The 24685-nt window shown below is 60.6% G+C and carries 23 protein-coding genes; 10 read left to right on the top strand and 13 right to left on the bottom strand.

What is annotated here, in order from left to right; translation table 11 throughout:
- Positions 1-107: 107 nt before the first annotated feature.
- On the bottom strand, positions 108-431 hold the full coding sequence (locus QF046_RS07285; RefSeq protein ID WP_307367752.1) for a hypothetical protein: 324 nt from the start codon (positions 429-431) through the stop codon (positions 108-110).
- On the opposite strand from QF046_RS07285, the gene QF046_RS07280 reads away from it, so the two are divergent.
- From QF046_RS07280 to QF046_RS07255, 6 genes are read left to right on the top strand one after another with little or no spacing between them, the layout of a single operon-like run.
- Positions 430-2016 (top strand): NAD-dependent epimerase/dehydratase family protein, encoded by a 1587-nt coding sequence (locus tag QF046_RS07280; RefSeq protein ID WP_307367749.1) that lies wholly within the window; start codon positions 430-432, stop codon positions 2014-2016. The two genes, QF046_RS07285 and QF046_RS07280, sit on opposite strands and share 2 nt — an antisense overlap.
- The gene (locus QF046_RS07275) at positions 2013-3275 is read left to right on the top strand and encodes a glycosyltransferase family 4 protein (RefSeq protein ID WP_307367746.1); all 1263 of its coding nucleotides are present in this window, start codon (positions 2013-2015) and stop codon (positions 3273-3275) included. The genes QF046_RS07280 and QF046_RS07275 overlap by 4 nt, the downstream gene beginning before the upstream one ends.
- Positions 3272-4342 carry a polysaccharide biosynthesis protein gene (locus QF046_RS07270; RefSeq protein WP_307367743.1) on the top strand — a complete coding sequence of 357 codons (1071 nt, stop codon included), beginning with the start codon at positions 3272-3274 and terminating at the stop codon, positions 4340-4342. Before QF046_RS07275 ends, QF046_RS07270 begins: the two co-directional genes overlap by 4 nt.
- Positions 4342-5238 carry a sugar nucleotide-binding protein gene (locus tag QF046_RS07265; protein WP_307367741.1) on the top strand — a complete coding sequence of 299 codons (897 nt, stop codon included), beginning with the start codon at positions 4342-4344 and terminating at the stop codon, positions 5236-5238. Before QF046_RS07270 ends, QF046_RS07265 begins: the two co-directional genes overlap by 1 nt.
- On the top strand, positions 5238-6377 hold the full coding sequence (gene wecB / locus QF046_RS07260; RefSeq protein WP_307372769.1) for a non-hydrolyzing UDP-N-acetylglucosamine 2-epimerase: 1140 nt from the start codon (positions 5238-5240) through the stop codon (positions 6375-6377). Before QF046_RS07265 ends, wecB begins: the two co-directional genes overlap by 1 nt.
- A gap of 5 nt (positions 6378-6382) precedes the next feature.
- The gene (locus QF046_RS07255; RefSeq protein ID WP_307367738.1) at positions 6383-7060 is read left to right on the top strand and encodes an acetyltransferase; all 678 of its coding nucleotides are present in this window, start codon (positions 6383-6385) and stop codon (positions 7058-7060) included.
- 9 nt (positions 7061-7069) lie between these two features.
- Here QF046_RS07255 and QF046_RS07250 read toward each other — a convergent pair whose 3' ends face one another.
- From QF046_RS07250 to gmd, 4 genes are all read right to left on the bottom strand, one after another.
- Positions 7070-8239 (bottom strand): hypothetical protein, encoded by a 1170-nt coding sequence (locus tag QF046_RS07250; RefSeq protein ID WP_307367735.1) that lies wholly within the window; start codon positions 8237-8239, stop codon positions 7070-7072.
- A gap of 20 nt (positions 8240-8259) precedes the next feature.
- Positions 8260-9330 (bottom strand): DegT/DnrJ/EryC1/StrS aminotransferase family protein, encoded by a 1071-nt coding sequence (locus QF046_RS07245; RefSeq protein WP_307367731.1) that lies wholly within the window; start codon positions 9328-9330, stop codon positions 8260-8262.
- Positions 9331-9346: 16 nt separating this feature from the next.
- Complete coding sequence (locus QF046_RS07240) at positions 9347-10165, bottom strand: glycosyltransferase family 4 protein (RefSeq protein ID WP_307367728.1); 819 nt, start codon at positions 10163-10165, stop codon at positions 9347-9349.
- Positions 10166-10575: 410 nt separating this feature from the next.
- Positions 10576-11589: a GDP-mannose 4,6-dehydratase gene (gene gmd / locus QF046_RS07235; protein ID WP_307367725.1), complete on the bottom strand. Its 1014-nt coding sequence runs from the start codon at positions 11587-11589 to the stop codon at positions 10576-10578.
- A gap of 204 nt (positions 11590-11793) precedes the next feature.
- On the opposite strand from gmd, the gene QF046_RS07230 reads away from it, so the two are divergent.
- Positions 11794-13095 carry a hypothetical protein gene (locus QF046_RS07230; RefSeq protein ID WP_307367722.1) on the top strand — a complete coding sequence of 434 codons (1302 nt, stop codon included), beginning with the start codon at positions 11794-11796 and terminating at the stop codon, positions 13093-13095.
- Positions 13096-13168: 73 nt separating this feature from the next.
- Positions 13169-14335 (top strand): glycosyltransferase family 4 protein, encoded by a 1167-nt coding sequence (locus QF046_RS07225; protein WP_307367719.1) that lies wholly within the window; start codon positions 13169-13171, stop codon positions 14333-14335.
- A gap of 49 nt (positions 14336-14384) precedes the next feature.
- On the opposite strand, the gene QF046_RS07220 is transcribed toward QF046_RS07225, so the two are convergent.
- Positions 14385-15650, bottom strand: coding sequence for a nucleotide sugar dehydrogenase (locus QF046_RS07220; RefSeq protein WP_307367716.1), 1266 nt, complete (start codon positions 15648-15650; stop codon positions 14385-14387).
- Between the two features lie 230 nt (positions 15651-15880).
- Between QF046_RS07220 and QF046_RS18270 the strand changes: the two genes are divergently transcribed.
- Together QF046_RS18270 and QF046_RS07215 are read left to right on the top strand one after the other, a co-directional pair.
- Complete coding sequence (locus tag QF046_RS18270) at positions 15881-16828, top strand: nucleotidyltransferase family protein (RefSeq protein WP_373425674.1); 948 nt, start codon at positions 15881-15883, stop codon at positions 16826-16828.
- A gap of 53 nt (positions 16829-16881) precedes the next feature.
- Positions 16882-17979, top strand: a complete 1098-nt coding sequence (locus QF046_RS07215; protein WP_307367713.1) for a DUF418 domain-containing protein — start codon at positions 16882-16884, stop codon at positions 17977-17979.
- Here the strand turns inward: QF046_RS07215 and QF046_RS07210 are convergent.
- The 7 genes from QF046_RS07210 to QF046_RS07180 form a co-directional block, all read right to left on the bottom strand.
- On the bottom strand, positions 17929-18945 hold the full coding sequence (locus tag QF046_RS07210) for a MauE/DoxX family redox-associated membrane protein (protein ID WP_307367710.1): 1017 nt from the start codon (positions 18943-18945) through the stop codon (positions 17929-17931). The two genes, QF046_RS07215 and QF046_RS07210, sit on opposite strands and share 51 nt — an antisense overlap.
- Before the next feature lie 10 nt (positions 18946-18955).
- Positions 18956-19747 carry a hypothetical protein gene (locus QF046_RS07205; RefSeq protein ID WP_307367708.1) on the bottom strand — a complete coding sequence of 264 codons (792 nt, stop codon included), beginning with the start codon at positions 19745-19747 and terminating at the stop codon, positions 18956-18958.
- Between the two features lie 187 nt (positions 19748-19934).
- Positions 19935-20726, bottom strand: coding sequence for an AraC family transcriptional regulator (locus tag QF046_RS07200; protein WP_307367706.1), 792 nt, complete (start codon positions 20724-20726; stop codon positions 19935-19937).
- A 215-nt stretch (positions 20727-20941) separates the two neighbouring features.
- Positions 20942-21658 carry a low molecular weight phosphatase family protein gene (locus tag QF046_RS07195; RefSeq protein ID WP_307367703.1) on the bottom strand — a complete coding sequence of 239 codons (717 nt, stop codon included), beginning with the start codon at positions 21656-21658 and terminating at the stop codon, positions 20942-20944.
- Positions 21655-22185, bottom strand: coding sequence for a VanZ family protein (locus tag QF046_RS07190; RefSeq protein ID WP_307367700.1), 531 nt, complete (start codon positions 22183-22185; stop codon positions 21655-21657). The genes QF046_RS07195 and QF046_RS07190 overlap by 4 nt, the downstream gene beginning before the upstream one ends.
- A gap of 62 nt (positions 22186-22247) precedes the next feature.
- Positions 22248-23354, bottom strand: coding sequence for a glycosyltransferase (locus tag QF046_RS07185; protein ID WP_307367697.1), 1107 nt, complete (start codon positions 23352-23354; stop codon positions 22248-22250).
- The gene (locus QF046_RS07180) at positions 23354-24664 is read right to left on the bottom strand and encodes a UDP-glucose/GDP-mannose dehydrogenase family protein (protein WP_307367694.1); all 1311 of its coding nucleotides are present in this window, start codon (positions 24662-24664) and stop codon (positions 23354-23356) included. The genes QF046_RS07185 and QF046_RS07180 overlap by 1 nt, the downstream gene beginning before the upstream one ends.
- Positions 24665-24685 lie beyond the last annotated feature (21 nt).

Here is a 24685-nt window from a genome sequence, read left to right as displayed (position 1 = left end):
TTTTGATCGGGGTTGGCCTGGGTCTGCTCGTCGCGGGGATAGTCCCCGTCTTCCTGCGACCGGCGCTGACGCGTCTTGGTGTGCTGGATGTTCCCAACGAACGCTCATCACACGTGCGGCCTACGCTCCGCGGAGGCGGGATCGGTCCACTTGCCGGAGTCATGGTGGGTGGAGGAGTAGTCACCGCCGGGTTCATAGGCACTGACGCGGCAGCACCGTTCGTCGCGGTGGCGCTCAGCGCCGTGATGATGAGCATGGTCGGTGCGGCCGAGGACCTGCGAGGTGTTAACGTTGCCGTCCGCGCAGGTAGTCAGCTTCTGATCGGAGCGCTTCGCTGCGGTTTGGCTGGGTAACTTCTTCGGAGCAGCAGGATGGCTTGTCGTCGTCGCAATTATCTTGTTCGCGGCATACGTCAATTTTGCTAACTTCATGGACGGAATTAATGGCATCTCAGGACTGCACGGGATGGTTGTCGGCGGGGCATTCGCGACGATCGGCGTAATGCTCGACTTCTCATGGCTCATCGCTGTGGGGCTGCTGATCGCCGTCGTGTTCGCGGTCTTCCTGCCGTGGAATCTACTGCCGCCGGGAATGTTCCTCGGAGATGTCGGCAGCTATCTGCTCGGCAGCTTCGTGGCGGCCGCGACCATCGCCGCAGTATTCGTCGGGGCGCCACTGCTCACGGTGTTCGCCCCACTGTCGATATACCTTGTTGACACGATCTCGGTGCTTGTCCGGCGGGCGAGCCGCCGTGAGGCGGTCCTTAGCGCGCACCGGACGCATGCGTACCAGCGTCTGACTGACACGGGTCTATCACACGTTCAGGTCTCGATACTCGTGGCGTTGCTCTCTGGGATCAACGCTGGACTCGGGATAGTGGCAATGCGCGGCGGCGTTTGGTTCTGGGGAGCGCTAGTTGGCATCTGCCTTGTCTGTGCACTTTACCTCCTGCTGCCGCGGTTACGCGGAAGCAAGCTCCCGTTGCGGTCTACACACCCCGTAGGCCAGATTGAGCAGCCTCTCGCGGTCGCGCCACGACAGAGCTTCCGCCCGCAGCGCTATGCGGTAATCGGGGCGACAGGATTCGTTGGGGCAGCCGTCGTTGCGTATCTTCGCGCTCAGAACATCGACGTCGTCGGGGTTCGCGGACCTCGCGTGAAGCTATCGCCACAATGTCACGACCCATTCGAGATCGCCTCAGCGATCGGGGATCAACACGTTGTCGCTGATCTGACAAGAATGATCGGACGGGTGGACGTCGTGATTAACGCCGCAGGGCTTGCGACGCCAGACGCCACCGCTAGCGAGGAGCTTTATGGGGCCAATGCGCTTCTGCCTGTACTCGTAGCCAAGGCCGCGGCAGCTGCGGGAGCACGACGGGTGATTCACCTCAGTTCTGCCGCCACGCAGGGCCGTCGTGCCGTTCTCGACGAGAGCCTCGAGGTTTCGCCGTTCTCGCCTTATTCGCGATCCAAGGCGCTGGGGGAACGAGCCTTTCTCGTTTCGTGTCTAGCGGATTCCGCTCCGGACCTGATCGTGGTTCGAGCGACTTCTGTGCAAGGTCCTGGGCGACGAACGACAGAGACGCTTCGCAGGGTCGCGCAGTCTCCGCTGGCCAGTGTGGCAGGCACCGGGAGTCAACCAACGGTGGTGAGTAGCATTGATGGGCTAGTCGCCTTCGTCACTGGCGTTGCGCGAAGCGAGCAGGAGCTCGGTCCGATCATGTTGCAGCCATGGGAGGGATTCTCGGCCTCAGATGTGCTCCGCAGCGCAGGAGGCCGAGTGCCACGTAGCCTGCCTCCTGTTCTGTGTCGGGCGCTGATCACGATCGCTCGTACCATCGGCGTTGTCGTCCCGGAGATCGCCGGCGCAGCCCGCCGTTTGGAATTGATGTGGCTAGGGCAACGGCAAGTGTCCTCCTTCTCGAGTTCGTTCCCTGCGGTTCAGCGTGAGCGACTGGAGCGTATTCTCTCGGACGGCGTGCACCATGAGACGGGATCGGGAGCAGCAACATGAAAGTCGGCATCCTCAGCCAGTGGTTTGACCCAGAGCCCGGGCCGGCATCGCTACCCGGTGTCTACGCCCGCGAGCTGATTGCGCGAGGCCACGAAGTTCGTGTGCTCACCGGGTTTCCCAATTATCCCGATGGAGTGCTTTACGACGGCTTTCGCATTCGCCCGCGGACTCGAGAGCACAGCCCGGGTATGGATGTCACAAGGGTCGCCCTCTACCCGAATCACAGTTCCTCGTCGTTCGGACGCATTGCCAACTATGTGTCCTTTCTCGCGTCGGCGACAGCCCTGTCGGGCGCAGCTCTTAAGGACGCAGATGCGGTTTGGGTGTATAACTCGCCTCCGACCGTAGGGCTTCCGCTGCTCTGGCACACGAGATGGGGGCGCAAGCCGTTCTTCCTCCATGTGCAGGACCTTTGGCCGGATTCGATGATCGACAGCGGAATGCTGCCACAAGGGCTCGTGGGAACCATCGCTGCATCTGTGATGGCGAGGGTGGTGCGCGTAACCGAACGGCATGCTGCAGTCATCGGGGTCAGCTCGCGCAGCGTGCGCGACATCTTGCTGTCACGACACCCGGAGATCGATCCGCAGAAGATTGTTTACGCTCCCAATCCGACGAACGAGGCCCTCTTCCGACCTGTGGACGCCATCCGTGCCGAAAAGGGCATTCCAGCCAAGGCGGCAGACGTGGTGCAGATCATGTATGCGGGCGCAGTGGGCGACGTACAGGGGCTCGACACGCTTCTCGACGCCGCTGCACTCCTCCGAGGTCGAGCTGACATCCGCGTGACGATCGTGGGCGACGGTATCAGCCGACAACGACTTGAGCGGCGCACTCAGGAGGAGCGCCTCACGAATGTCAGGTTCCTCGGCCGAGTATCGCAGGACACGATCCCAGAGCTCATCGCGCGTGCGCAGGTCCAGCTTGTGAGTCTTTCCGATGCGCCGTTCCTGGCCTACACGACACCGAGTAAGATCGCATCCCTGCTTGCTTCGGGGGTTCCGATAATCGGCCACCTCGCCGGAGATGGCGCTCGTATGATCAGCGATGCCGAGGCAGGTCTCGTGGTACGCCCGGGAGACACCGAGGGGCTCGCCGCTGCCATCACCCGGATGGCTGATGCCGGCTCCTCTCAATGGGCAGGGTACGGTGAACGAGGGCGTCGCTATTACGATTCCCACTTGTCTGTGCGGTCCACGACGGCAGCGATCGTCGATTCCCTTTCGAATGTAATAAACAGCAATGGAGGCCGAGGGTGAACGACTCATACACAGGCAAGCGGGTTCTCGTAACAGGAGGCACAGGGTCGTTCGGCCACACCGTCGCGGCTCAACTATTGGGACGTGACGTCGGTGAAGTCAGGATCTTGAGCAGGGATGAGGCAAAACAGGACCTCATGCGTCACGAAGTCAGTGATAGCCGTTTGAGGTTCTATGTCGGCGATGTGCGGGACTATGAAAGCGTCGAACGCGCATCCCGCGATGTTGACTATGTGTTCCACGCGGCCGCTCTGAAGCAGGTGCCCTCATGCGAATTCTTCCCTATGGAAGCTGTTCGAACTAATGTCATGGGCAGTGAAAACGTCGTCAGGGCAGCAGAAAAGAATGACGTAAGGTCGGTGGTTTGTCTTAGCACGGACAAGGCGGTTTACCCGGTCAACGCGATGGGAATGTCCAAAGCGTTGATGGAAAAGGTTGCGCAATCTCACGGACTTAACAATCCGAAGACGGCTACTACGGTCTCCTGCGTCCGCTATGGCAACGTGATGTACTCGAGAGGGTCGGTTATCCCTCTGTTCATCAAACAATTGCAGTCGGGAAAGAACTTGACAGTCACAAATCCCGCCATGACTCGATTTATGATGTCACTTGCCCATTCGGTCGATCTTGTCGATTTCGCCTTCACGAACGCCGCCCAGGGGGATCTGTTCATTCGGAAGGCGCCAGCGTGCACGATCGGTGATCTCGCGCAGGCAGTGATCAACCTGTTCCAGTCTTCCGCGAAGGTGGAAGTGATCGGCACAAGGCACGCAGAAAAGCTTTCCGAGGCACTTGCCACCCGTGAAGAGTTGTCGAGGGCGTACGACATGGGAGAGTACTTTCGGGTTCCTGCAGACAAACGGGATCTGAACTACTCTGCATACTTCGAGGAAGGTGATCCTAGCCAATCCCAGTTCGAGGACTATGACTCTCACACCGCCGACAGGCTTAGTGTAGAGGGTGTCGAAGCGCTGCTGCTTACGCTTCCAGAAATCCGAGCCGTGCTTGCGTCCGCAGGCATCACGCCGTCGGAGCGTAAAGCGGAATCAAGTAGAGTCGACCGCTGATGTCGAAGATCCTCGTTCTTGGAGCGACTGGAATGCTTGGGTCTGCAGTGATGGCGCACGCATCCGAGCTCGGACTGGATGTTGCCGGGACTACGACTCAGCGCGAGGTCGCCGACAGATCGCCGGATGAACTGATCTACTTCGATGCCGCCACTACGCCCGTGGCAGAAGTCGTTGGTAGTTTGGCTGAGCAGGACCTAGTGATCAACTGCGTCGGGTTGATCAAACACTTGATTGACGACGCGTCGCTCTACAGTCGTGAGCGTGCAATTGCCCTTAACGCCAACTTGCCGCATCAGTTAGATCGGGCCTCGCGAGAAAGAGGGTTCCGAATCATTCAAATTGCGACGGACTGTGTGTACGACGGCAGGCTCGGGTCATACGTTGAGGAATCCTCCCACAATGAGGGCGATGTCTACGGGCAGACGAAATCTCTCGGGGAAGTTCCCAGCCCCCAGATTATGCATATCCGTGCATCAATCATTGGGCGTGAACTGCGCGAGCACCGATCGCTCGTTGATTGGGCAGTTTTACAACCTAAGGAAGCGGTGATTCGCGGATATACCGATCATTTCTGGAACGGAGTGACTACTACGGCCTTCGCACGGGTGGCGCTAGGAGTGGTGAGGAACGGCATCTGGCGACCGGGGCTCGCTCACCTTGTCCCAGCAGATTCTGTCTCGAAGTATGAGTTGCTGGGACTGATCCTGCGAACATTCGGACGTGACGATATCGAAGTAGTGCCAACTGAGACTGGGAGCCCAGTGAATCGGACGTTGGCATCCTCGGATCCAGCGCGCAACGAAGCGCTATGGGCCGCCGGTGGTTACACGGTTCTGCCTACTATTGCGGACATGGTTAAGGATCTAGAACGAGTTCAAGGGGAAGATCAATGATGCTCAAGATTATGACGGTCGTGGGCACCCGCCCGGAGATTATCCGCCTCTCCGAAACGATCAAGTTACTCGACGATCACGCCGACCATGTGCTCGTGCACACCGGTCAGAACTACGACTATGAGTTAAACGAGGTGTTCTTCTCGGATTTGGGTCTACGTCGTCCAGATTATTTCCTCGAAGCGGATACATCTTCCCTCGGTTCGACTTTGGGCAGCATCATGATCAAGATAGAGAAGCTTATTCTCACGGAGAAGCCTGATGCATTCTTGATCCTTGGGGACACGAATAGCAGCATATCCGCGTTGATTGCAAAGCGCTTGAAGGTCCCGGTATTTCATATGGAGGCGGGCAACCGGTCCTTTGACGAGAACGTTCCTGAGGAAATCAATCGGCGTCTCGTGGACCATATCTCTGACTACAATTTGGTCTACACTGAGCATGCGCGACGGAATCTCCTCGCAGAAGGCATTCATCCCTCCCGGATTCTGTTGACCGGTTCTCCGATGCAGGAGGTTCTGGCACAGAACCGATCGCAGATCGAGATGAGCGGCGTACTTGAGCAGCAGGGCCTTTCCAGAGACGGCTACTTTTTGGTGAGTTTGCATCGGGAGGAGAATGTCGATCACCCCGTTCGTCTTCGCTCTGCAGTGCGTGCCTTGCAATCGCTTCATGAGGAATATTCGCTGCCGGTTCTCGTCTCTACGCATCCACGCACACGGAAAAGGCTTGAGGGCCTCGGCTCAATCAATAGCGAAGGTTTGATTTTTCATCCCCCGTTTGGGTTTCATGACTACATTAAACTTCAGCTGAACGCGCGGCTCACGCTCTCGGACAGCGGAACCATCAGCGAAGAATCCAGCATCCTCAAGTTCGCTGCCGTCACGATGCGGGATTTCATTGAACGTCCCGAGGCGCTCGACGTCGGTACGATCATCACGACAGGGTTGGAGAAGGACGCTATCCTCGATGCCGTCCGAATGAGTTTGAGTCTCGATGAGCACTGCACGACTGCATCGATCCCGGCAGAGTACGAGATTGGCGACACGTCTAGACGAGTGCTCGCCTTCATCCGCTCCGTCTCGCACTCCCATCGTATGCGTACGGGAGTGCGCGGGAACGATTCACTCGAGGGATAGTCAAAATGGTCGGGAAGCATATTGAATCGGCTGGTCGGAGGGTTGTAGTCGCGGGAGCCGGAGGATTTGCCAGAGAGACTCTTGACGTGCTAGATGACCTTTCAGAGGTGTCCGAGGCAGCTTTCACGGTCGTCGGGGTGACGGATCCGTCACCCATGGCCGCCCATCTAACGAGGCTGCGTCAGCGAGGAGTGCGTCACCTAGGAACGGACGACGAGTTTCTAACGAATCCGGACGCGGATTACTTCGTTGTTGCGCTGGGGGATCCCAGGATTCGTGAATTGGTGGTCAATAGATTCCTTCGCGCGGGCATCAGACCTCTGACGCTCGTACACCCAGCGGCCCACGTTGGGCGTTACACGACGATCGCCGAAGGCTCCATCGTCTGCGCAGGTGCTGTCATTTCCACGAACGTTCGTATTGGCCGCTATTCGACCGTGAATCCGAATGCCACGATTGGCCATGATGTGACAATTGAAGACTTCGTATCGATCAATCCTGGTGCAATTATCTCGGGGGATGTGAGGGTAGGTCGGCGAGCACTGGTGGGCGCGGGAGCCGTTATCCTTGAAAACCGTCGCGTGGCGAATGATGCGACTGTGGGGGCGTCGGCATGTGTTACTAAGGATGTTGACGCGGGTGTGGTCGTCGTCGGCGTACCCGGACGAGTGTTCAATCGGTAACGTGGTAGTTTAAGCCGGCCGCGTGAGTAGACGATAGCTGGTCCACCAGAGAACAGCATTGACCGCCGCGATTATCGCCATGGACCAGGCGGCCCCAGGGATCCCCCAGGCTACCGCGCAACACACGACTATAAATGGTCGGGGGATGCCGACAGAAAGACGCAATACCAACGTGCGGACGCTGGCGAAGGCGACGCGATGCCCGGCGGCAGCGATGCCACCCACAAGCGCAAGCAACGTCTCGATACTTAGGGGGAGCAGAGCAGGTCGTGCAACCGTCCAACTTTCGCCTAGTAGTTCTGCCCCCCACGTGTCGGGCAGAAAGACAAGGAAACCCAGCAACGGGGTGATCACCACGCTGACTGCGAGTGTTAGCCGAACTGCCTTCGCGAACTCGGAAATTCTGCGTTCCCCTGCTGCTAGAAAGGGTAGAGACAGAGAACGAACGGTGGCAGAGATAAGGTTTACCGGACCGAGAAGAGTGCCGCCGCCTCGGATTGCGGCGATTACCTGCGGGCTGACAAAAGTACCGAGTAGCGCCGTCGTCAAGGACGAACCGCCGGAACCGACGATGTAATCGAGGCCAAACAGTCCCGCGATACGCGATTCGAATCGATTCTTGGGCCAGCGGGGGACCAGCGGCATCCTCGCAATGAGCGCACTAATATAACCGATGGTGGCGCCACAGAATGCCCAAGATCCGAATACGACTGGGGAGGGTATGGGGGACACGATCGACACGACGGCAAAGGAGATTGTGGTCGCGGACCACAGAATGGTCGTCATGAAAGCCCGCGTGACGTTGCCGACTGCTGCATCATACGTCCGCAAAAAGTCCAGTGCCAGCAGGCCATGGAAGGCAATCCCGAGGAATATCAGGTACGTGTTCGCCGAAAGGGTGCCGATGACGGCGAGTGAGATCCCGCCGAGCACGCCAACAACCGATCCCCTTTGACTGTTTCGAACGAATGCGCCTTTCGACGCGGGGCGAGATAGTGCAGAGTCGGTCAGACCGGCCCGTTGCAAGCCTGACCCGAACAGAAAAATGATCATCGCGAGAGAGAATGCACCGAACCCGTCGATCGTTGAATTCCTGGCCACAGATACTGATAATGAGAAGGTAGCGACGCTTGCGGCGCTGTTACTTAGGACCGCGAAAGCGATGCGTTTTCGGTTCACGTTTGGCGGTCGTCGGTCAGTTAGATCTGGGCCAACGTACGGTGCAGAGCATCCACGATCATTTGGATGGTATCGTCCGAGAGCTGCGGGAACGTAGGCAGACTGATACCTTCCTGCGAGATGAGTTCAGCGACAGGTGTCGATCGACGGTGTTCCTTGGGCACGAACGGCATGGTCTGAATGAGAGGGAACACCGGTCGTGACTCAATGCCTACTTCGCCGAGACGCTGGATTACCTCGTCCCTTCTAGCCGAGTCCAATCCAGTGATCCGTACAGAAATCATCCACGGTGTAGGCACCGCTCCCGGTGATACCTCCTGGAGGCGAAAGGCGTTTGAACCCCCGATCAGAGAGGTATAGGTGTCGACTACGCGTCTACGCTCAGAGACCAGTCCGTCGATTCGCTCAAGCTGAGCGGTGAGAATTGCCGCAGACAGATTCGTCATCCGGTAGTTGTAGCCGATCATGTCATGGACGTAACGCTGCGTGGGATGATTTCCCTGATTGCGTAGCTGGCGTACGAGCCGATCGATGTCAGGCGAAGCGGTCGTGACCGCTCCCCCTTCGCCGCTTGTGATCACCTTGTTCCCGAAGAATGAGAAGACACTCACATCGGCGAGGGCTCCTGTCGGTACTCCGTGGAGGGATCCCGCGATTGACTCGGCAGCATCAGCAATAAGTCGTAGGCCGTGTTGCTTCGCCACCTGAGCCAGCGCGGTATAGTCGGCGGGCTGGCCGTACAGATCGACAGCGATAATAGCTTTGGTGCGGGCAGTGATGACCGACTCGACTGCAGTCGGATCGATGCACCACGTGTCATCCAGCACGTCAACGATGATCGGAGTCGCTCCGACGTAGTAAAGAGCGTTCAGGGTGGCAATGTACGTGAGGCTGGGGATGATCACTTCGTCCCCAGGCGCGATCCCGATTGCGAGCAGCGCGAGGTGTAGCGCGGTCGTCCCATTACTGCAAACCGCCGCATAAGGTGTACCTGCGACACTCGCAAGGATCTTCTCGGAATGTCCGATGTACTCTCCTCGCGAAGAGATCCATCCACTGTCGAAAGCGTCGAGGAGATAGCTGCGTTCCAAGGGACCAAGGCTTGGCTCAGAAACTGGGATCATCGGACACTCCAATCATCAGGTCCGACGGGCGGGGACCTGTTCCCGCAGCGAAGTCGAAAACGCGCTTGTAGTCTGCGGCAAGATTTGTCCATGTGCGGTTGACTATGGGGCCTGAGACCATCGCTAACCTCGTCACCGACGCATTGTAATTGCGGACTGCAGCCTTTATAGCACTCACGAGAGCGTCCGGCGAATCGCAATCGAACAGTTCTGCTTCCAGCGGGATCGCTGCGAGTTGTGAACGAATTGGCGCAATATCGCTGGCGACGAAGGGTAACTGCCGTGCGATTGCCTCGAAGACGGGCCCGCTGGCTGCTTCCCAACGGGTCGGCATGACCAAAAGATCGGCTTTGGAATACTCATCTTCGAGTTCGGACGTTCCGATGTAACCTCGCCACTCGATTTGTGCGGACACTTCGAGTTCTGATGCGAGCGCGCGCAATTCGTCGCCATATCGACCATCCTCGGCTCCGGTAAAGACTGCGATAGCATTCGGGAGGTGAGCAAGCGCCCTCACGATCACCTCCTGATTTTTGTGCGGCGTGATGAATCCGGGTGTCAGAAGCCGTACGTGACCGAAATTCGGTTGTTGACGCACACGCGCAGTGCCCGGATTGAGGACAGGAAGTGGGATTAAGAACGTCTTCTCTCTCGCGAACGGGAAACGTTCTAGGAGCGATTGATAAGGATGAACCCAGCTGCAAACGACTGCAGCAGCCTTTCGAACGTTCTCCTCAATAATTTTTTGGTCAGCCGGTGAAGCGAGTCCATTCTCGAAAACACGGAGATCGTGAACAGTCACAACGCCTTTATCCGACGTGAGCGGTGATCTATGGAACGGTAGCCAGACGACACCTTGACCTTGGTCCACGGTCCGAGCCGTAGACAGTGCTCGCGCTGAGCGAACTTTACCGAGAAGGGTCGCGGAAAGCATCCGGCGAGGAATATGACGCCGGAGAAAACTCTGCCAGAAGCTCGTAGCACTCAGCGCGACTTTGACGGGAACAATTCGCTCCTTCAACATCGGAAGATGCTGAGCCCAGGGTGAGAACTGGCTTTCATTCACGACGCAAGAGAAACGCACTCCTAAGTCATATAACCCCTGTGCTGTGCCGGCTGCTACGATTCCTACGCCTCCGGCGTCTGGTCCTACAGATGTAAAATCAAGAGTTATCTCAGACGAGGACATGCGAGCATTGTGCTCACGCACGTTCAGAGTTCCACCCGTACGTTGCGCCCAGCCTTCTCATCACGTACTGCCTGCACATCGTCGTCGACCATACGGTGGACAAGCCCAGTGAACGTCGTGGTCGGTGACCAGCCGAGCTGACGTTTCGCTTTGCTGTAATCCCCGATCAGCGCGTCGACTTCGGCGGGACGCTCGTAGCGCGAGTCGGTCTCCGTGTATCGTTCCCAGTCGAGGTTCACCCGTTCGAAGGCTGCCTGAACAAACTCCCGAACGCTGTGTGCCTCGCCAGTGGCGATTACGTAGTCGTCGGGTTGGTCTTGCTGCAACATCATCCACATCGCTTCGACATACTCGGGCGCGTATCCCCAGTCGCGCACCGCGTCCAGGTTTCCGAGCACGAGCTTGTTCTGAACACCTTCGGCAATACGCGCCACCGCTCGTGTGATCTTCCGAGTTACGAAGGTTTCGCCGCGACGGGAACTCTCGTGATTGAAGAGGATTCCGTTCGATGCATGCAGCCCATAAGCTTCGCGATAATTTATGGTGGACCAGTAGCTGAAGACCTTGGCACAGCCGTATGGGCTCCGCGGGTGGAACGGAGTCGCTTCGTTCTGTGGAGGCGGTGTTGAACCGAACATCTCTGAGGAGGATGCCTGGTAGAAACGGGTGTCGACGCCGCTTGCGCGGATCGCTTCGAGCAGTCTGATGGTCGCAGCGCCCGTGACGTCGGCTGTGTACTCCGGAATGTCGAAAGACACGGCAACATGGCTCTGAGCGCCGAGGTTGTAGATCTCGTCGGGCTGGATGTCGCGGACTAGGTTCGTGATCGAACTGGCATCCGACAGATCCGCGTAGTGGAGGGAGAGCCCATCTGGTCGATGTCCTTCGGCGCGAGCGACCTCCTCTAGCCGGGACGTGTTGAAGGACGACGAACGGCGCTTGGTTCCGTGTACTTCATACCCCTTGCTGAGAAGCAACTCAACGAGGTAGCTCCCGTCCTGGCCCGTGGTGCCGGTGATCAGTGCAGTTTTCATCATCGCCTTCTGATGGACTCTGTCTAGTCCCACGAACGTGGGCCTGATAGGCCAGTATAGGAGGCGCGACCTTCTCGGACAGTAACGTGAGGTGTCCGCTCGTGCTTCGTTTGGGTGGAACTGGCGGCGTAGACTTTCCAACCATGGGTCTGTGGACGGTCTGCAGTACCCACCAGTTGCGCGCACGCAACTGGAGGAAGTCCGACCATGACCCATGCCCAGGTTCGCAGCCACAACGCCGAGGGCGATCAGCAGGCGCGACCGAATGCGCCACGTGGCTGGCAACAGTATACGAATCCCACCAGCTTCGTCTCCCTGTATCGCCGGTTTCCGGTTACGATCTCGCTCCTGGCGCCGTATGTTCTGCTTGTCCTCCCCCCTGCGTTCGTGTTTGAGAATCCACGAGTCTGGTTCCTGATCGGCGTCGCTCTCATTGCACTGGCGGGTGCCTTCATCGCGGAAGTGATTCGGCCGAAAGCAAAGGACTCCGCGCCGGCAACCAGTAATGCGCGTGAATACGGGCGCGCGTTGCTTTATGTCGCTGTTTTCGCGATCGTTGCCAGTAGCATTACAAGCATGCTGGCCTCATATGCAGGTCGTGGTTCTGTTGCGGTACAAATTGGTGCTGCTGAAGTCTCGACCGGGTTAGTCGACAGTCTCGATTCGCTCATTGGCGGCTGGGTGTATGTTGGTATAGGCCTGTTGCTTGCTGCACACGTAGGTGGCATGTGTTCTACCAGGTTCTTTTTTCTGATCCTCTCGGTGCCAGTTGTTGCCGGCATCGTCAACGCGTATTTCACTCAAATAACCGCGCCATTGCTCATGCTCGTCACGTTCCTAGCAATGGTCACATTGCTGTTCGGCATCATCAAGGTCAAGGTCGTCCTGATTGGAGCGTTTGCTGTTCTTCTTGTCTGGCCAGTGATCTTTGACATCCGGAACGATCTCCGTGCGCAAGAGGGGGTCCAGGTAACCGCAGGTGTGGAGGCGTTCGATCGCTTGCGGTTCGACTTGCAATTCGCGCGCGCGCAGGATATTGAGGTTCCTCTAGACATCGAGATTCCCACCCATCTGGTGCATCCGACGCCTCTAGACATTCTTCGATTTGGGGTCATTCCACGCATCCTCGACCCCGCCCGCCCCGTGGTTTCGACTGGACAGGTGATCAATGTTGCGCTGGGAGGGAATGTTACGTCAGCTTATACATTTGGTCCGGTTACGACCGCGTACGCGTTAGAGGGTCCGCTCTATGTCTTCGTGTACTATTTCCTGCTGGCGGTATATGTCAACCTGATTTGGCGTGGAGGTGCCCGAATTACGCCCTTCCGAGTGATGCTGCTGGCTTTGGTGATGAGTGGGCCCCTGGGGTGGTTCTCGACGTTCCCCGACACGATAATTGGCATGCTTCAGGACCTGGTGTCGTCGCTGCCTCTCGTCCTAGTGCTTTTCTTGAGACGCGCGGCACGTGGGCGGAGATCTGCCGACTCCGAGAAGGTGCGTATCCGTTGATCAAAGGTCGGTCCGGAGCCGTCGTGTGCACCCGGAAACCAAGAATGCAGACGGGCGAGAGAATAGAATGCAGATGACAACGACATACCGAGTAGTAGCCATTGTCCCGTTCTATCCTCCCGCGTTCAATGGCGGCGGACCGATTCGGTCGATCCACGCGATGGCGCAACTCGCGCCCAAAGACATGACCGTTTCGGTGCTGACAGGCGATCGTGACCTTGGCGCTGAAGAGCGGCTTCCGGTCGTTGCTAACGCTTGGGTGAAAAAAGACGGGGTGGATGTTTATTACGCCACGATAGGCTCGTGGTTAGGGTACATGCACGCGATGCGGGAAGTTAGACGCAAGCGACCAAATCTCATACACTTGAATAGCTTCATGAATCCACTCTTTTCCATAATTCCCTTAATGCTTTGGCGGTTAGGATTCTTTCGTGGCGCAAAAGTCTTGTTGGCGCCGCGGGGTGAGTTCGGTGAAGGCGCTCTCTCGCGGCGAGCACAAAAGAAGCGCGCGTACATGCGCGCGTTCTGTTTGCTTGGACTCCCCAAGAGGGTGATCTGGCACTCCACAGCTCCGCGTGAAACCGCTGAGATCATTCAACAGTGGGGCGATGGCGTCCATATAGTGGAACGTGGCAACGACACGCTTTTGCCGCGTCACGCGCGTGAGATCACCGATGCCCCTTCGAACGCGTTTCGAGCCGTGTTTCTCGGAAGGATTGTGGAACACAAGGGCTTGCATATCGTTCTGGAAGCGCTGAAGAGCGTCACGGTGCCGCTGGAGTTCCATGTCTATGGATCACGTGAGCAAGAAGCATACTTCGCCGAGTGCCAGAGCCGAGCAGCTGAAATTCCTCGTCATATCCAACTGGCTTTTCATGGTCCGGTCGCTCCAGGAGATGTTGTTACGGTCCTGTCTGGATACGACGTGATGCTTATGCCGACGGCGGGCGAGAACTTCGGTCATGTGATCGCAGAGGCTCTGTGTGCATCCTGTGCCGTAGCAACAACTCCACATACGCCTTGGACTCCGATACTGGAGGGCGGGGGAGGTTTGGTGATCGCCCGTTCAGCGGGCGCCTGGGCGGAGGAGTTGCAGCGTCTCGCCACCGAGCCGGCGGCGGAGCGACGCTTGCGCCGGGCCGCGGCAGGAACCGCTTACGAAAACTGGGCCAAGCGAACACCAGATGCGCACGTGTGGATGCTTGCCAGGGCAGCGCTGGCTGATAGTCGAACCGCTTGATCGTACAGCTAGGCGACTCGCGTTACGTCCCTTGAAGCGTGCGGGCGGCTCAGAGGCGCGTCACGTGATCGCCAGTAACGACATTACGCGTATCGAGGATTGGGGTGGCAGCCCTACTCAACATTGCCAGGTCGAACTCGTCATGTTCAGTGACGAGTATTGCGATGTCAGCCCCGTCTACTTCCTCTTGGCTAAGGTCCACGCGTTCAACACCTGCGGGCCAGCGGTGCTCTACGACATAGGGATCAGCAGCAACTACTTTCGCTCCCCGCTGTGTGAGAAGCGGGACAAGTCGGAGCGACGGCGCCTCCCGGACGTCACCGGTGTTCTTCTTGTATGCAAGCCCGATGATCAGTACGCGGGCACCGTTCAGGGCCTTTCTGTCGTCGTTCAATATGCTTGTTGTGCGCTCCACAACGTAATTGGGCATGTGCTCGTTGACGTCATTGGCGAGCTCAACGAAGCGGAATGATTGACCTAACTGTTGGCGCACCTGCCAGGACAGGTAGCTCGGATCTACCGGGAGGCAGTGTCCCCCGACGCCGGGGCCCGGAGTGAACTTCATGAAGCCGAAGGGCTTTGTCGAGGCGGCATCGATCGACTCCCAGACGTTAACGCCAAGTTGGTTTGCGAACACTGCAAGCTCATTCACAAGTGCGATGTTGACGTGGCGAAACGTATTCTCCAGCAGCTTGGTGAGCTCGGCCTCTCTGGTACCAGAGACCGCGACAGTCTGGTCCACGATGCGGTCGAAGAAGCCCTTCACATGGGCGAGCGATGCTTCGTCGATTCCCGAAACGACCTTAGGTGTCGTCTTGAGGTTCCAGCGCTTATTGCCGGGGTCTATGCGCTCAGGGGAGTAGCCGACATGAAAATCGTCTCCTGCTTTCAGAGAACTGCCATCCTCAAGAATGGGTATCAACAACTCTTCCGTGGTTCCAGGGTAGGTGGTCGACTCTAGGATGACGGTCGCGCCCGGCGTGAGGTGTGCGGCGAGCGATCGCCCTGCATCTTCGATGAACGTGAGATCCGGCAGGGTCTCACGCAAAGGCGTTGGCACGCTGATGACCGCAACATCGAAGCCTGCCGCTGATTCGTAGTTCCTCGACGCGGTGTAACGGCCGCTCGCTAGTGCGGTGGATAGCTCATCGTCGGTGATGTCCTCGACAAATGAAATGCCGTTGTTTAGAGCGTTGACCCTATGCTCGTCGATGTCGAGACCGATCACCGTGAAGCCGGCGTCGACGGCTCGCATAGCAACAGGTAGTCCCACATATCCCTGCCCGACAACGACGACCTTTTGTGACTCAGTCATCAACTCTCCTCAAGCGTGAGGTGACGGCGGTGCCCAGCAAGTCCGGGGCGCCGCACGCGCACGTTTCCTCGGAAGAGTCTATCTAGCGTAGTGGGCCGGGCAGGCGACCATTGGGCTCAATCCGGCACTCCGTGTGATCACGAATGTGCCTGTGAATTGCCGGAGCTTCACCTCAGCACGGGAGTTCCACATTGAATCGCGCGTCCTGTCGCTGTCGGTAACATTGAGACATGATCTACCGCTCCCCGGGTGTCGCTCCTCCCGACAGATCTGGCGGGCCGGTACTGACGGTGTCGGCTCGGACGATGTCACAATCCGAAGGGGTGGATCTGGCTCACGCCCTCGTGGCAAGGATGGCGCTAGGCATCGGAGCTCGAGCGTTACTCATCAAGGGGCCGATCGCGGCCATTCAAGAGCTACGGCCGGCCCGCGTGTCTGCTGACGTTGACGTGCTTGTGGAGCCCAGCTCGGTAGATGGGCTATGCGCGGCACTGACGTCTCGGGGTTGGCACCCGCCCATCACACGCGAGGTGCCTCGTATTCTCGACCCGCACTCGACGACTCTGGTACACGACGAGTGGCCGTGCGCGATTGACGTACATCGGTCGTTCCCAGGACTGCTCGCCCCGCCAGACATATGCTTTGATGCGCTCTGGGCGGTGCGTGAGCAATACGAGATAGCTCGACAGCCCGTCTTTGCGCCCTCGCGGAGCGGGATGATGCTGATAGTTGCATTACATGCGCTCAGGAGTCCTGCGGAACCACGCAACCGCAGGGAGCTCCCCGGGATCAGGGACGCACTTACGAACACCTTTTCCGAACCTGAGCTCGCTCAGGTTCTCGACGTGGCCTCCGCGTGCCGTTCGCGGTGGATACTCAACGATCTATTACGCGGCATCCCAGGGGTCGAGATGATCGATGATGCGAGTCCCGAAGAGAAGCGGCTCTGGAGACTGACTCAACTCGACACTGCTGACAAGTCGGCGTTTTTGTGGCGTAGCGAGACCGTGCGCGCTCTGCGCACAGGTCAGCTGTCGCGCTTGTGGCGCGCGTTGTGGGTCCGACGGGCGGATGTACCCCGGTCGCTTGTATCGCGACTGCCATCTCGGCGTGAGCATTGGGATTATCAATTGGAACGCTGGAAGAGGGGTATGCGAGTCTATTTTCGACGAGATTGACAACGGGCCGTAAGAGCGCCTGGCTTGTGATCTTGCGGCCTCGGTAGAGTGCAATGGTGTCGATTGATGCTGCGCATGTCTCAGTGAGAGTACGCCAGGCCATTCCCGACCTCTTGAGGGGCCTCGCGATCGTTGCGATGCTTGTTGCGCACGGCGTGCCGTTGATTCCGGATATGCCGTGGGCCGTTGCTTTCCTCAGCGGCAACATCAACGACCTAGCCTCTCCGTTATTCGCGCTTGTGATGGGGATGTCCGCTCAGCTGGTGTGGAAGCGCTCCGCGCGAGTGCCGATCAATCTAGTTCAGCAGGCGATCCGTGGCATTATCCTGATCGCGCTCGGTATCTGGATGGCGACGTGGGGCTCGTGGGTGGCGATCGTGCTGCAGCCGCTCGGGCTGTTGTTGATCGTCGGGGTGCCGCTTTTGCTGCTCGGCAGCCGGATGGTCGCGGCGACCGCGGTACTTGTTCTCCTGGTCAGTCAGCCCGTAGTCTCAGCGGCCCGTGAAGGAGCCTGGTGGTTCGTCATGCAGGGGCCAGCTGTTGGAGCCCTCGCGGATTGGACGATCAACGGTGCCCACTACCGGCTGATGAACCTTTTGCCGTTCTTCCTGCTTGGCGGACTCCTGATCAGGCGAGGGTTGAAGCGTGACCGCGTGATGTGGGCGATGGCGGTCATCGCCCCGATCGCATATTTGCCGGCCGCAGGCGTCAACGCTCGCGATCTCGGTCGGGTGATGACCGGCGACTATCTCGACACCCTGCACGATGTTGGCCTCGTCTTTGCGACTTACGTTGTGGTGGTGCTGGTATCCACCTCGAACTTGCGAGAACCTGGCGCTCGTGTGCGAGACGCGGTTCTCACGCCATTCAGAGCCTTGGGGCAGCTCGCCCTCAGCCTGTACCTGCTGCATGTGGGTGTCATCGCGCTATGGAGCCGTGCTTATGGGTGGCCCGACCACAACAACTACGTTGGCTGGCTGCTCATCGTGCCCGGAATGTGCCTGGTCGCGTGGCTTTGGTGGCGCTACGTAGGTACCGGTCCAGTGGAGTGGGTGATGGGCTTCGTCACTGGCCGGCGCAAGCCATTGCTCACCGCAAGCTCACGCCCGAGCGCTCGCCAGGCTGTGAACGAGCCCGTCGATCTCCTCTAGGCCGTACACGACCGGGGAAGCGATGACCGGCAAGTTGATATCACCCAGGACCACTGCCGCGGGGCTCTTTGTCACACCCAGCGCAGCACGCGCGCCGCTCGCACCATAGCGGGCATAGCGCGCAATGCCCGGAAGTGCCGCTTCCAGTTCATCAGGCCGGGATGACGTCGCTACTCGGATCGGCAACGGCCCAAGGAGTCTCTGCCACTCGTCGATGCGTCGCATGACCGGCTGGCACGAGCTGCAATTTGCGGATACGAAGATCAGCATGACTGGTGCGCCTCTTCCAAGGCGATTCAGAGGGACAGTGACGCCCTGGCCACTCACGAGTTCGGCGGCTGGAATGGCGTCGCCCATTTCATTGATCAGCAGCGGGTGGGCGGTTCCGGTGACGGGCAGGTCGGAAGGTGTCTCGCGAGTCTGGGAGAGAGTCGCGACTCGACGAATGAGCAGCGCGACCAGGATCAGCATCCAACCGAGCATAAGGGCGAGAGTCCAGGCTGGAGGGCCGCTGAGGGTCTCCGTGAGCATCGAGCCGCGGTGTGGGCTGACGAGTAGGGCGACGGCGGTAAGCACCATGAGCGCGACATTGCGGGCCACTGACCAGTACGTGATACGGACATCGTCGCCGAGCGCGCCGAAGCAGTTGCATGATCCTTGCTCGTCTCGATGTATCGCACTGATCAAGAACCAAGTGAACACGACGAGAACCAGAATGGTGATGACGCCGGCGAATAGGCGTGGGACGCCATACGTGAACATCCACGCGAGCCCGAGGAAAGCCTCCGCCAAGGGCAGGGCGACTGTGAAGAATCGCCGATCCAGGAGTTTCGGTGCTTGGAGCGTCCTGAAGGCCGCGACCACTGCATCCGGGGATCGAAGCTTGGACAATCCCGCAAGGATGAATGTGTATGCAACGAGCCCGGCCGACCACGTGGCAACGTAATCGACCGGGCTCGTGTGCATAGAGTTCAGATTACTGGCAGACCTGAACTCGCAGCGAGAGGGTGGTCAGCTGGGGCAGCAGCAACGTCCCGAGCAGAGGTCCCACAAGGAGGGCGAGGGCCGTACCAAGGACAGAGTCCAGAACGCCTGCGAGGTTCAGCGAACCGATGTTGACCGGAGTCCCCACCAGCGTGGTGAAGCTGCCAGCATCTGCACCCTCGCCGGCGGCAGTCGTATCCAGTGCGGGCGCGTACGTCAGCGTGGTGGTCGTGAGAGCATCCACGTCCAGTAGCCCTTCGACAAGTTCGAAGGGGAACGACTCGCCTGGGTCGATGGGGCGTGTCGTCGTCAGCGAGACCGTGCTGCCGTTGACGTTGGCAATGAATGCTGCCTGCGCCTGGGTGTTGAACAGGCTGCTGAGGAGTGTGAGATCAGCATTGATAAGCGTCCCGGGGCTGGTGCTCAGCACGAATGTCGCGCCCTGGGGGAGCACGTCGCCGGCGACGCTGATGTTGAATCCCCGCTTTGCCCCGTCCAGAATTGGGACGGGGAGAGCCGCCAGAGCGGCCTTGACAACATCGACAAGCTGGGATGCGCCAAAACCGATCGGAAGTCCGGCGAGGCTCACACCAGCCAGCAGCGTCTGAAGATCGGCGATGTCGTACTGCCCCGTGCAGCTTCCGGTCACGGTGACGTCGAGTGCCTGGTTGATGTTGGACGCCGAGGCGAGCGGCATGGCGACAGCGGCGGCGATGACGGGAACCGACCAGGCGGCGCCCTTGACGACGGTACGGCGGGAGAGACCCTTGTTCTCTTCAGTCACAGTGATACCTTCTCTAGTCATGTGCGCGACAGGTCGCGCGTAATGGGGAGTAGGTGGAGCCGTGTGACGCGAAGTCCCCTCGAAGCCCCTCCTGGCCATCACGATAGGAGCGGGTCGCGAGCGAAAACGGCGCAGTCAAGAAGACCGCGTACTGTGCACGATTCGTGCGCGGATTGTGCCTTTTGCGCTACGCGGACTGGTCGCGCGTGCGACGAAGTTCCTTCGGGCCGATGCCGTAGACGTCGTGCAGCGCACGCCGCAGGCTCATCGGATTACCGAACCCCGAGCGATGCGCCACCTGTGCGATCGTGAGAACGTCGAAGCGGCTGTTGATCAGGGTGGCACGCGCTAGGCGGGCGCGATGGCGGCGTATCTCGGTCGCGATGGTCAAGCCGACCTCGGCGAACACCGCCTGCAGCTGCCGCAGCGACGATTGCACGGCGCGGGCGACCCGCGCAGGAGTGAGTTCGGCATCCTCGCACTGCTGTGCGATCACTGCCAGAGCACGATCGCGCAGCGCGGTGCCGGGAGCGCCGTGCGTCCACACCGATCCCATCCGGTCGAGCAGGATCGCTCCGCACATCTCCAGCACCAGGTGCTCGATGGCGTACTTGTCGATGGCCGAGCTGGGGCGGTCACTGCTCATCACCGCGTTCAGGAAGGCATTCAGGGCGCGGTCCAGCATCCGCTGATCATCGTGCGCGATCGGCCGCAGCGGCAGGTCGCTGACGAATCCCGCGAGCTCGGACGAGGGAACGCGAACCGACAGCAATCGAGTGGGCGAGTCGAACCGCACGCGACGCTCGATGCCCTCCGGCGAGACCACCATCGACACGCCGAACGACAGCCACGGTTCGTCGGCATGCTTCGAGAGCACCGCACCGTGTTCGATGAACGTGAAGGTCACGAGGTCCGCATGCTCGGGTGAGGGACGCACGTCGAACTCGGCCGCATCGGCTGTCAGATCCAGGATCGTCACGCTGCCGCAGGCGAGTTCCGACGCCCTGATGCGCGACGCCCCGATGGCACCACGAAACTCGTGCGCTCCCAATACGCGGACAGCGCTCGCGACGTTCCCCTGGTTCGCCGACATCGTCCCTCAGACCTGTACAGCTGAGACGTCACTCATCGGCTGGGTAGGCCGGGCGAGTCACGCCGTGTGCCGACAGCATATCGGCATCTACCCGTGTGGACTCAAACCAGGGCGGCGCGGATGACCCGATTGGCCTCGTCGACCGCCGGAACCAGCTGCGATGCCGACAGCTCGTACGTCGCCATGGAGCGACGATACGGGTCGACGACGTCGTCGTCATCGGGCGCAGGTGGGACCATTCCTCGCTGCGAACCGACCAGCCTCGCCAGCGCCCGCAGGCGCCCGCCCGCGTCGGGACCCGAGCCCGCGACACCGCGACGCACCTCGTCATCCGTCAGCGTCGCAGACAGCCGGGCGAACTCGCGGAGAGTGAAGGTGCGGTGCAGCAGCGCCGGAACCGACTGCACGACGAATGAACGGTGCTCCCGAGCCATGGCGAGCACCAGGTCGACGTTCTGCAGGATCGAGTCGTCCAGACGCCGCGCCCGATGGGCGGCGGCATCCGCCGCATCTGCGCCGTGAGACACGGCCAGCTGCTGAGCCTGCTCGGTCATCTCATGGGCGACCAGACCGTGCGTGCCCGCGCTGTGCAGGTGCACCCGCAGATCCCGCAGGCCGGCGTGGAGCAGCACCTCGGCCATCGGAGAGCGGCAGATGTTGCCCGTGCACACGGTGAGGATGCTGCCGCGTGGGCCGACCTGAGTCGGCACGGTGACCGGCAGCTTCAGCGGAACATCGTCGCGCGAGAGCGCCTCACGGAGCCGCCGCAGCTCGGCGCGGTTGACGCGAGGGCGAGTCTCGCCGTCGGGATCGGTCATCGCACCAGATTAGAACGCCGAGGCGCGAAGGCGGTCACCAACGCGACGAGAGCGACGCCGATGATGGTGCCCAGTGTGTTCGAGACGATGTCGGAGATCGCCGGAAAGCGCGACGGGATGCCCCATTGGACGCACTCGATCGTCACCGTGGTCGCGAAGCCGATCAGGATCACCACCCACCCGGGTACGCGCGGCCAGCCTGCGCTGAGCAGAAGCCCGAGCGGCACGAACAGGGCGATGTTCGCGAGGAACTCGAGCACCGGGTAGCCGACGGAGAACGGGATACGCGGGTCGAGGTAGTGGGCGATGTAGGCGACGATCCCGGTCACCTTGCCCGCCTGCGACGCAGGGAGCCAGGTGATCAGGAACAGCGCGATCGCGTAGGGGAGCAGAAGGACGTTCGGGAGAAGACGGAAATGCGGCCGGCGGCGCGGGGCCGGCGGGGCCCACATGTAGACGGGCCCTTCGACAGGCTCGCGCCCTTCCATAGGCTCAGGGACCCAGTTCGGAGGGGCAGATGTCGGCATGAGGACGAGCGTATCCGGACGATCTGAGGGACTGGTGGGCGTTTCGACTCGCTGGCGCTCGCTCAACGACCGAGGACGAAGTTCTTGATCTTGTCTACGAAGACGGACTCGCTGAACGGCGCGACGACGTTCGCAGCGATGAAGGGCGGCAGATCCATTGCCGCGGAGATCGCCGTGGCAAGGTCACCCGGGCCGGTCGACGCGGCGGCCACTCCGCTCACGCCATCCGTGAAGGTCTCCCGCTGCCCGCCGACGGGGCCGGTGACGACAGGCGTGCCTGCGGCCTGTGCCTCGACCGGGATGATGCCGAAGTCCTCCACGGCAGGGAAGACGAACGCGCTCGCCTGCTGCATGAGGGCGTAGAGCAGCGCATCCGAGGGGGAGATCACGAACATCACGGGAACGCCGGCATCCGTCGCCACAGCCCGCAGACGGGCTTCGTCAGGGCCGCTGCCGGCGATCACGGCAGGCAGATCGGCGCGAGCCGCGGACCGGATCACCAGGTCGAGTCTCTTGTAGGGGATGAAGCGAGACGCACCGAGCACGAACACAGGCGGCAGCTGCTCCAGCATCCGCCGCTCGGCGTCGTCCGTCACCGACGTGCGCCAGTCCGGAGTCGACAGAATGCGCTCCGTAACCACCGGCGGGTGGATCACCGTCGCATCCCGGTCCCAGGTCCGGGCGATCCGGTCTCGCACGAACCGACTGTTCGCAGCGATCGCGGTAGCCTCCTGTGCTCGCGTGCGGTCAAGACGCCGATAAGCGGGCGCGACCGCGCGCACGACCGCACTGCTGCCGCGCTCATCGAGCTCAGGCGACCAGATGTACCGAGCCGGCGTATGCGCGTACACGTACTTGGGGGTGCCGGAATCGCGGGGGCGGGCATGGTGGGCGAACAGGTGGGAACTGATCAGCATCCATTCGTACTCGTCGCCGTCTGACAGCCGCCGCCAGGTGGCCGGCATGAAGGGCAGCGCCAGCGCCTTGTGCCTGCGCAGGGGAGTGCGTGCCAGCCAGGTCTCGCGCACGGTGCGGTCGGCATAGCGCTCGGGGGCATCGTTCCACAGGCACTGGATCCCGGCGTCCGGGAATGCCGCGGCCATGGCATCGAGCACGCGCTCGGCGCCGCCGGACCTCTCGATCCATTCGTGGACGAGAAGGCCCGTCACTAGGGCCTGCCCATCCCGTAGTAGTCCCAGCCCGCCGCACGCCAGACGCTCGCGTCGTAGGAGTTGCGTCCATCGATCACCACGCGGCCGCGCACCAGCGAGGCGGCATGCTCCGGCGACAGCTCGCGTCGATACTCATCCCACTCGGTGACCAGCACCATGGCATCCGCGTCTTGCAGAGCCTCGTCCCGGCTCTCCACATAGGTCAGCTGAGGGTGCAGACGTCGGGCGTTCTCGATCGCCTCGGGGTCGGTGACGACCACGTCGGCACCCAGGCCGTTCAGCCGCACCGCGACCTCCAGGGCCGGGGAGTCGCGCACGTCGTCGCTGTAGGGCTTGAAGGCGGCACCCAGCAGCGTGACCTTCTTGCCGAACACGCTTCCGCCCAGACCCTCGACGACCAGCTGCACGGCACGATCGCGACGTCGCAGGTTGATCGCATCCACTTCGCGGAGGAAGTTCACGGACTCGCCTCGGCCCAGCTCCTCGGCGCGGGCGGCGAACGCGCGGATGTCCTTGGGCAGGCAGCCACCGCCGAACCCGATGCCGGCACCCAGGAATGCACGGCCGATGCGCTTGTCATGGCCGATCGCCTCGGCCAGCAGCGTGACATCAGCACCCGTCACCTCTGCGATCTCGGCCATCGCATTGATGAAGGAGATCTTCGTCGCGAGGAACGCGTTGGCCGAGACCTTCACGAGCTCGGCCGTGGCGTAGTCGGTGACGATGAACGGAGTGCCCTTGGCGACGGCCGGGTGATACACCTGACGAAGCAGGTCGGCGGCGCGCTCACCCTCCGCGCCCGCGGGCACTCCGGCGACCAGGCGGTCCGGGTCGATGGTGTCCTGAACGGCCCAGCCCTCGCGCAGGAACTCAGGGTTCCAGACCAGCGTCGCGCCGGTCGGAGCGACGCGCTCCGCCAGCACGGCGGCCGTGCCCACCGGAACGGTCGACTTGCCCGCCACCACGTCGCCCTCGCGCAGATGCGGAATGAGCGCATCGAAGGCGGCATCCACGAACGACAGGTCGGCGGCGTGCCCGCTCTGCTGCTGCGGCGTGCCCACACCGACGAAATGCACGGCTGCGCCGGCGGCGGCCGACATGTCAGTGGTGAACGTGAGAGCACCCGAGCGCACGCCCTGCTGCAGGAGCTCCGGAAGCCCCGGCTCGAAGAACGGTGCGTCACCCCGCGACAGCGCGCGAACCTTGTCGGCGTCGATGTCGATGCCCACCACGTCGTGACCGATCGAAGCCATGGCCGCCGCGTGCACGGCCCCCAGATAACCGCATCCGATGACAGAAATTCTCACGACGGCTTTCCTTTCCCCCGA

The sequence above is a fragment of the Microbacterium sp. W4I4 genome (genome assembly GCF_030816235.1).
GTDB lineage: Bacteria > Actinomycetota > Actinomycetes > Actinomycetales > Microbacteriaceae > Microbacterium.
This window is presented reverse-complemented; position numbering and strand designations above follow the sequence as displayed.

Bases quoted from the DNA above. Each gene is read 5' to 3' on its own strand.
- QF046_RS07230 (WP_307367722.1), top strand. From the start codon at position 11,794: ATGACCCATGCCCAGGTTCGCAGCCACAACGCCGAGGGCGATCAGCAG.
- QF046_RS07275 (WP_307367746.1), top strand. From the start codon at position 2,013: ATGAAAGTCGGCATCCTCAGCCAGTGGTTTGACCCAGAGCCCGGGCCG.
- QF046_RS07220 (WP_307367716.1), bottom strand. From the start codon at position 15,650: ATGACTGAGTCACAAAAGGTCGTCGTTGTCGGGCAGGGATATGTGGGA.
- QF046_RS07280 (WP_307367749.1), top strand. From the start codon at position 430: ATGGACGGAATTAATGGCATCTCAGGACTGCACGGGATGGTTGTCGGC.
- QF046_RS07265 (WP_307367741.1), top strand. From the start codon at position 4,342: ATGTCGAAGATCCTCGTTCTTGGAGCGACTGGAATGCTTGGGTCTGCA.
- gmd (WP_307367725.1), bottom strand. From the start codon at position 11,589: ATGATGAAAACTGCACTGATCACCGGCACCACGGGCCAGGACGGGAGC.
- QF046_RS07285 (WP_307367752.1), bottom strand. From the start codon at position 431: ATGAAGTTAGCAAAATTGACGTATGCCGCGAACAAGATAATTGCGACG.
- QF046_RS07225 (WP_307367719.1), top strand. From the start codon at position 13,169: ATGACAACGACATACCGAGTAGTAGCCATTGTCCCGTTCTATCCTCCC.
- QF046_RS18270 (WP_373425674.1), top strand. From the start codon at position 15,881: ATGATCTACCGCTCCCCGGGTGTCGCTCCTCCCGACAGATCTGGCGGG.
- QF046_RS07255 (WP_307367738.1), top strand. From the start codon at position 6,383: ATGGTCGGGAAGCATATTGAATCGGCTGGTCGGAGGGTTGTAGTCGCG.
- QF046_RS07210 (WP_307367710.1), bottom strand. From the start codon at position 18,945: ATGCACACGAGCCCGGTCGATTACGTTGCCACGTGGTCGGCCGGGCTC.
- wecB (WP_307372769.1), top strand. From the start codon at position 5,238: ATGCTCAAGATTATGACGGTCGTGGGCACCCGCCCGGAGATTATCCGC.
- QF046_RS07215 (WP_307367713.1), top strand. From the start codon at position 16,882: ATGGTGTCGATTGATGCTGCGCATGTCTCAGTGAGAGTACGCCAGGCC.
- QF046_RS07190 (WP_307367700.1), bottom strand. From the start codon at position 22,185: ATGCCGACATCTGCCCCTCCGAACTGGGTCCCTGAGCCTATGGAAGGG.
- QF046_RS07195 (WP_307367703.1), bottom strand. From the start codon at position 21,658: ATGACCGATCCCGACGGCGAGACTCGCCCTCGCGTCAACCGCGCCGAG.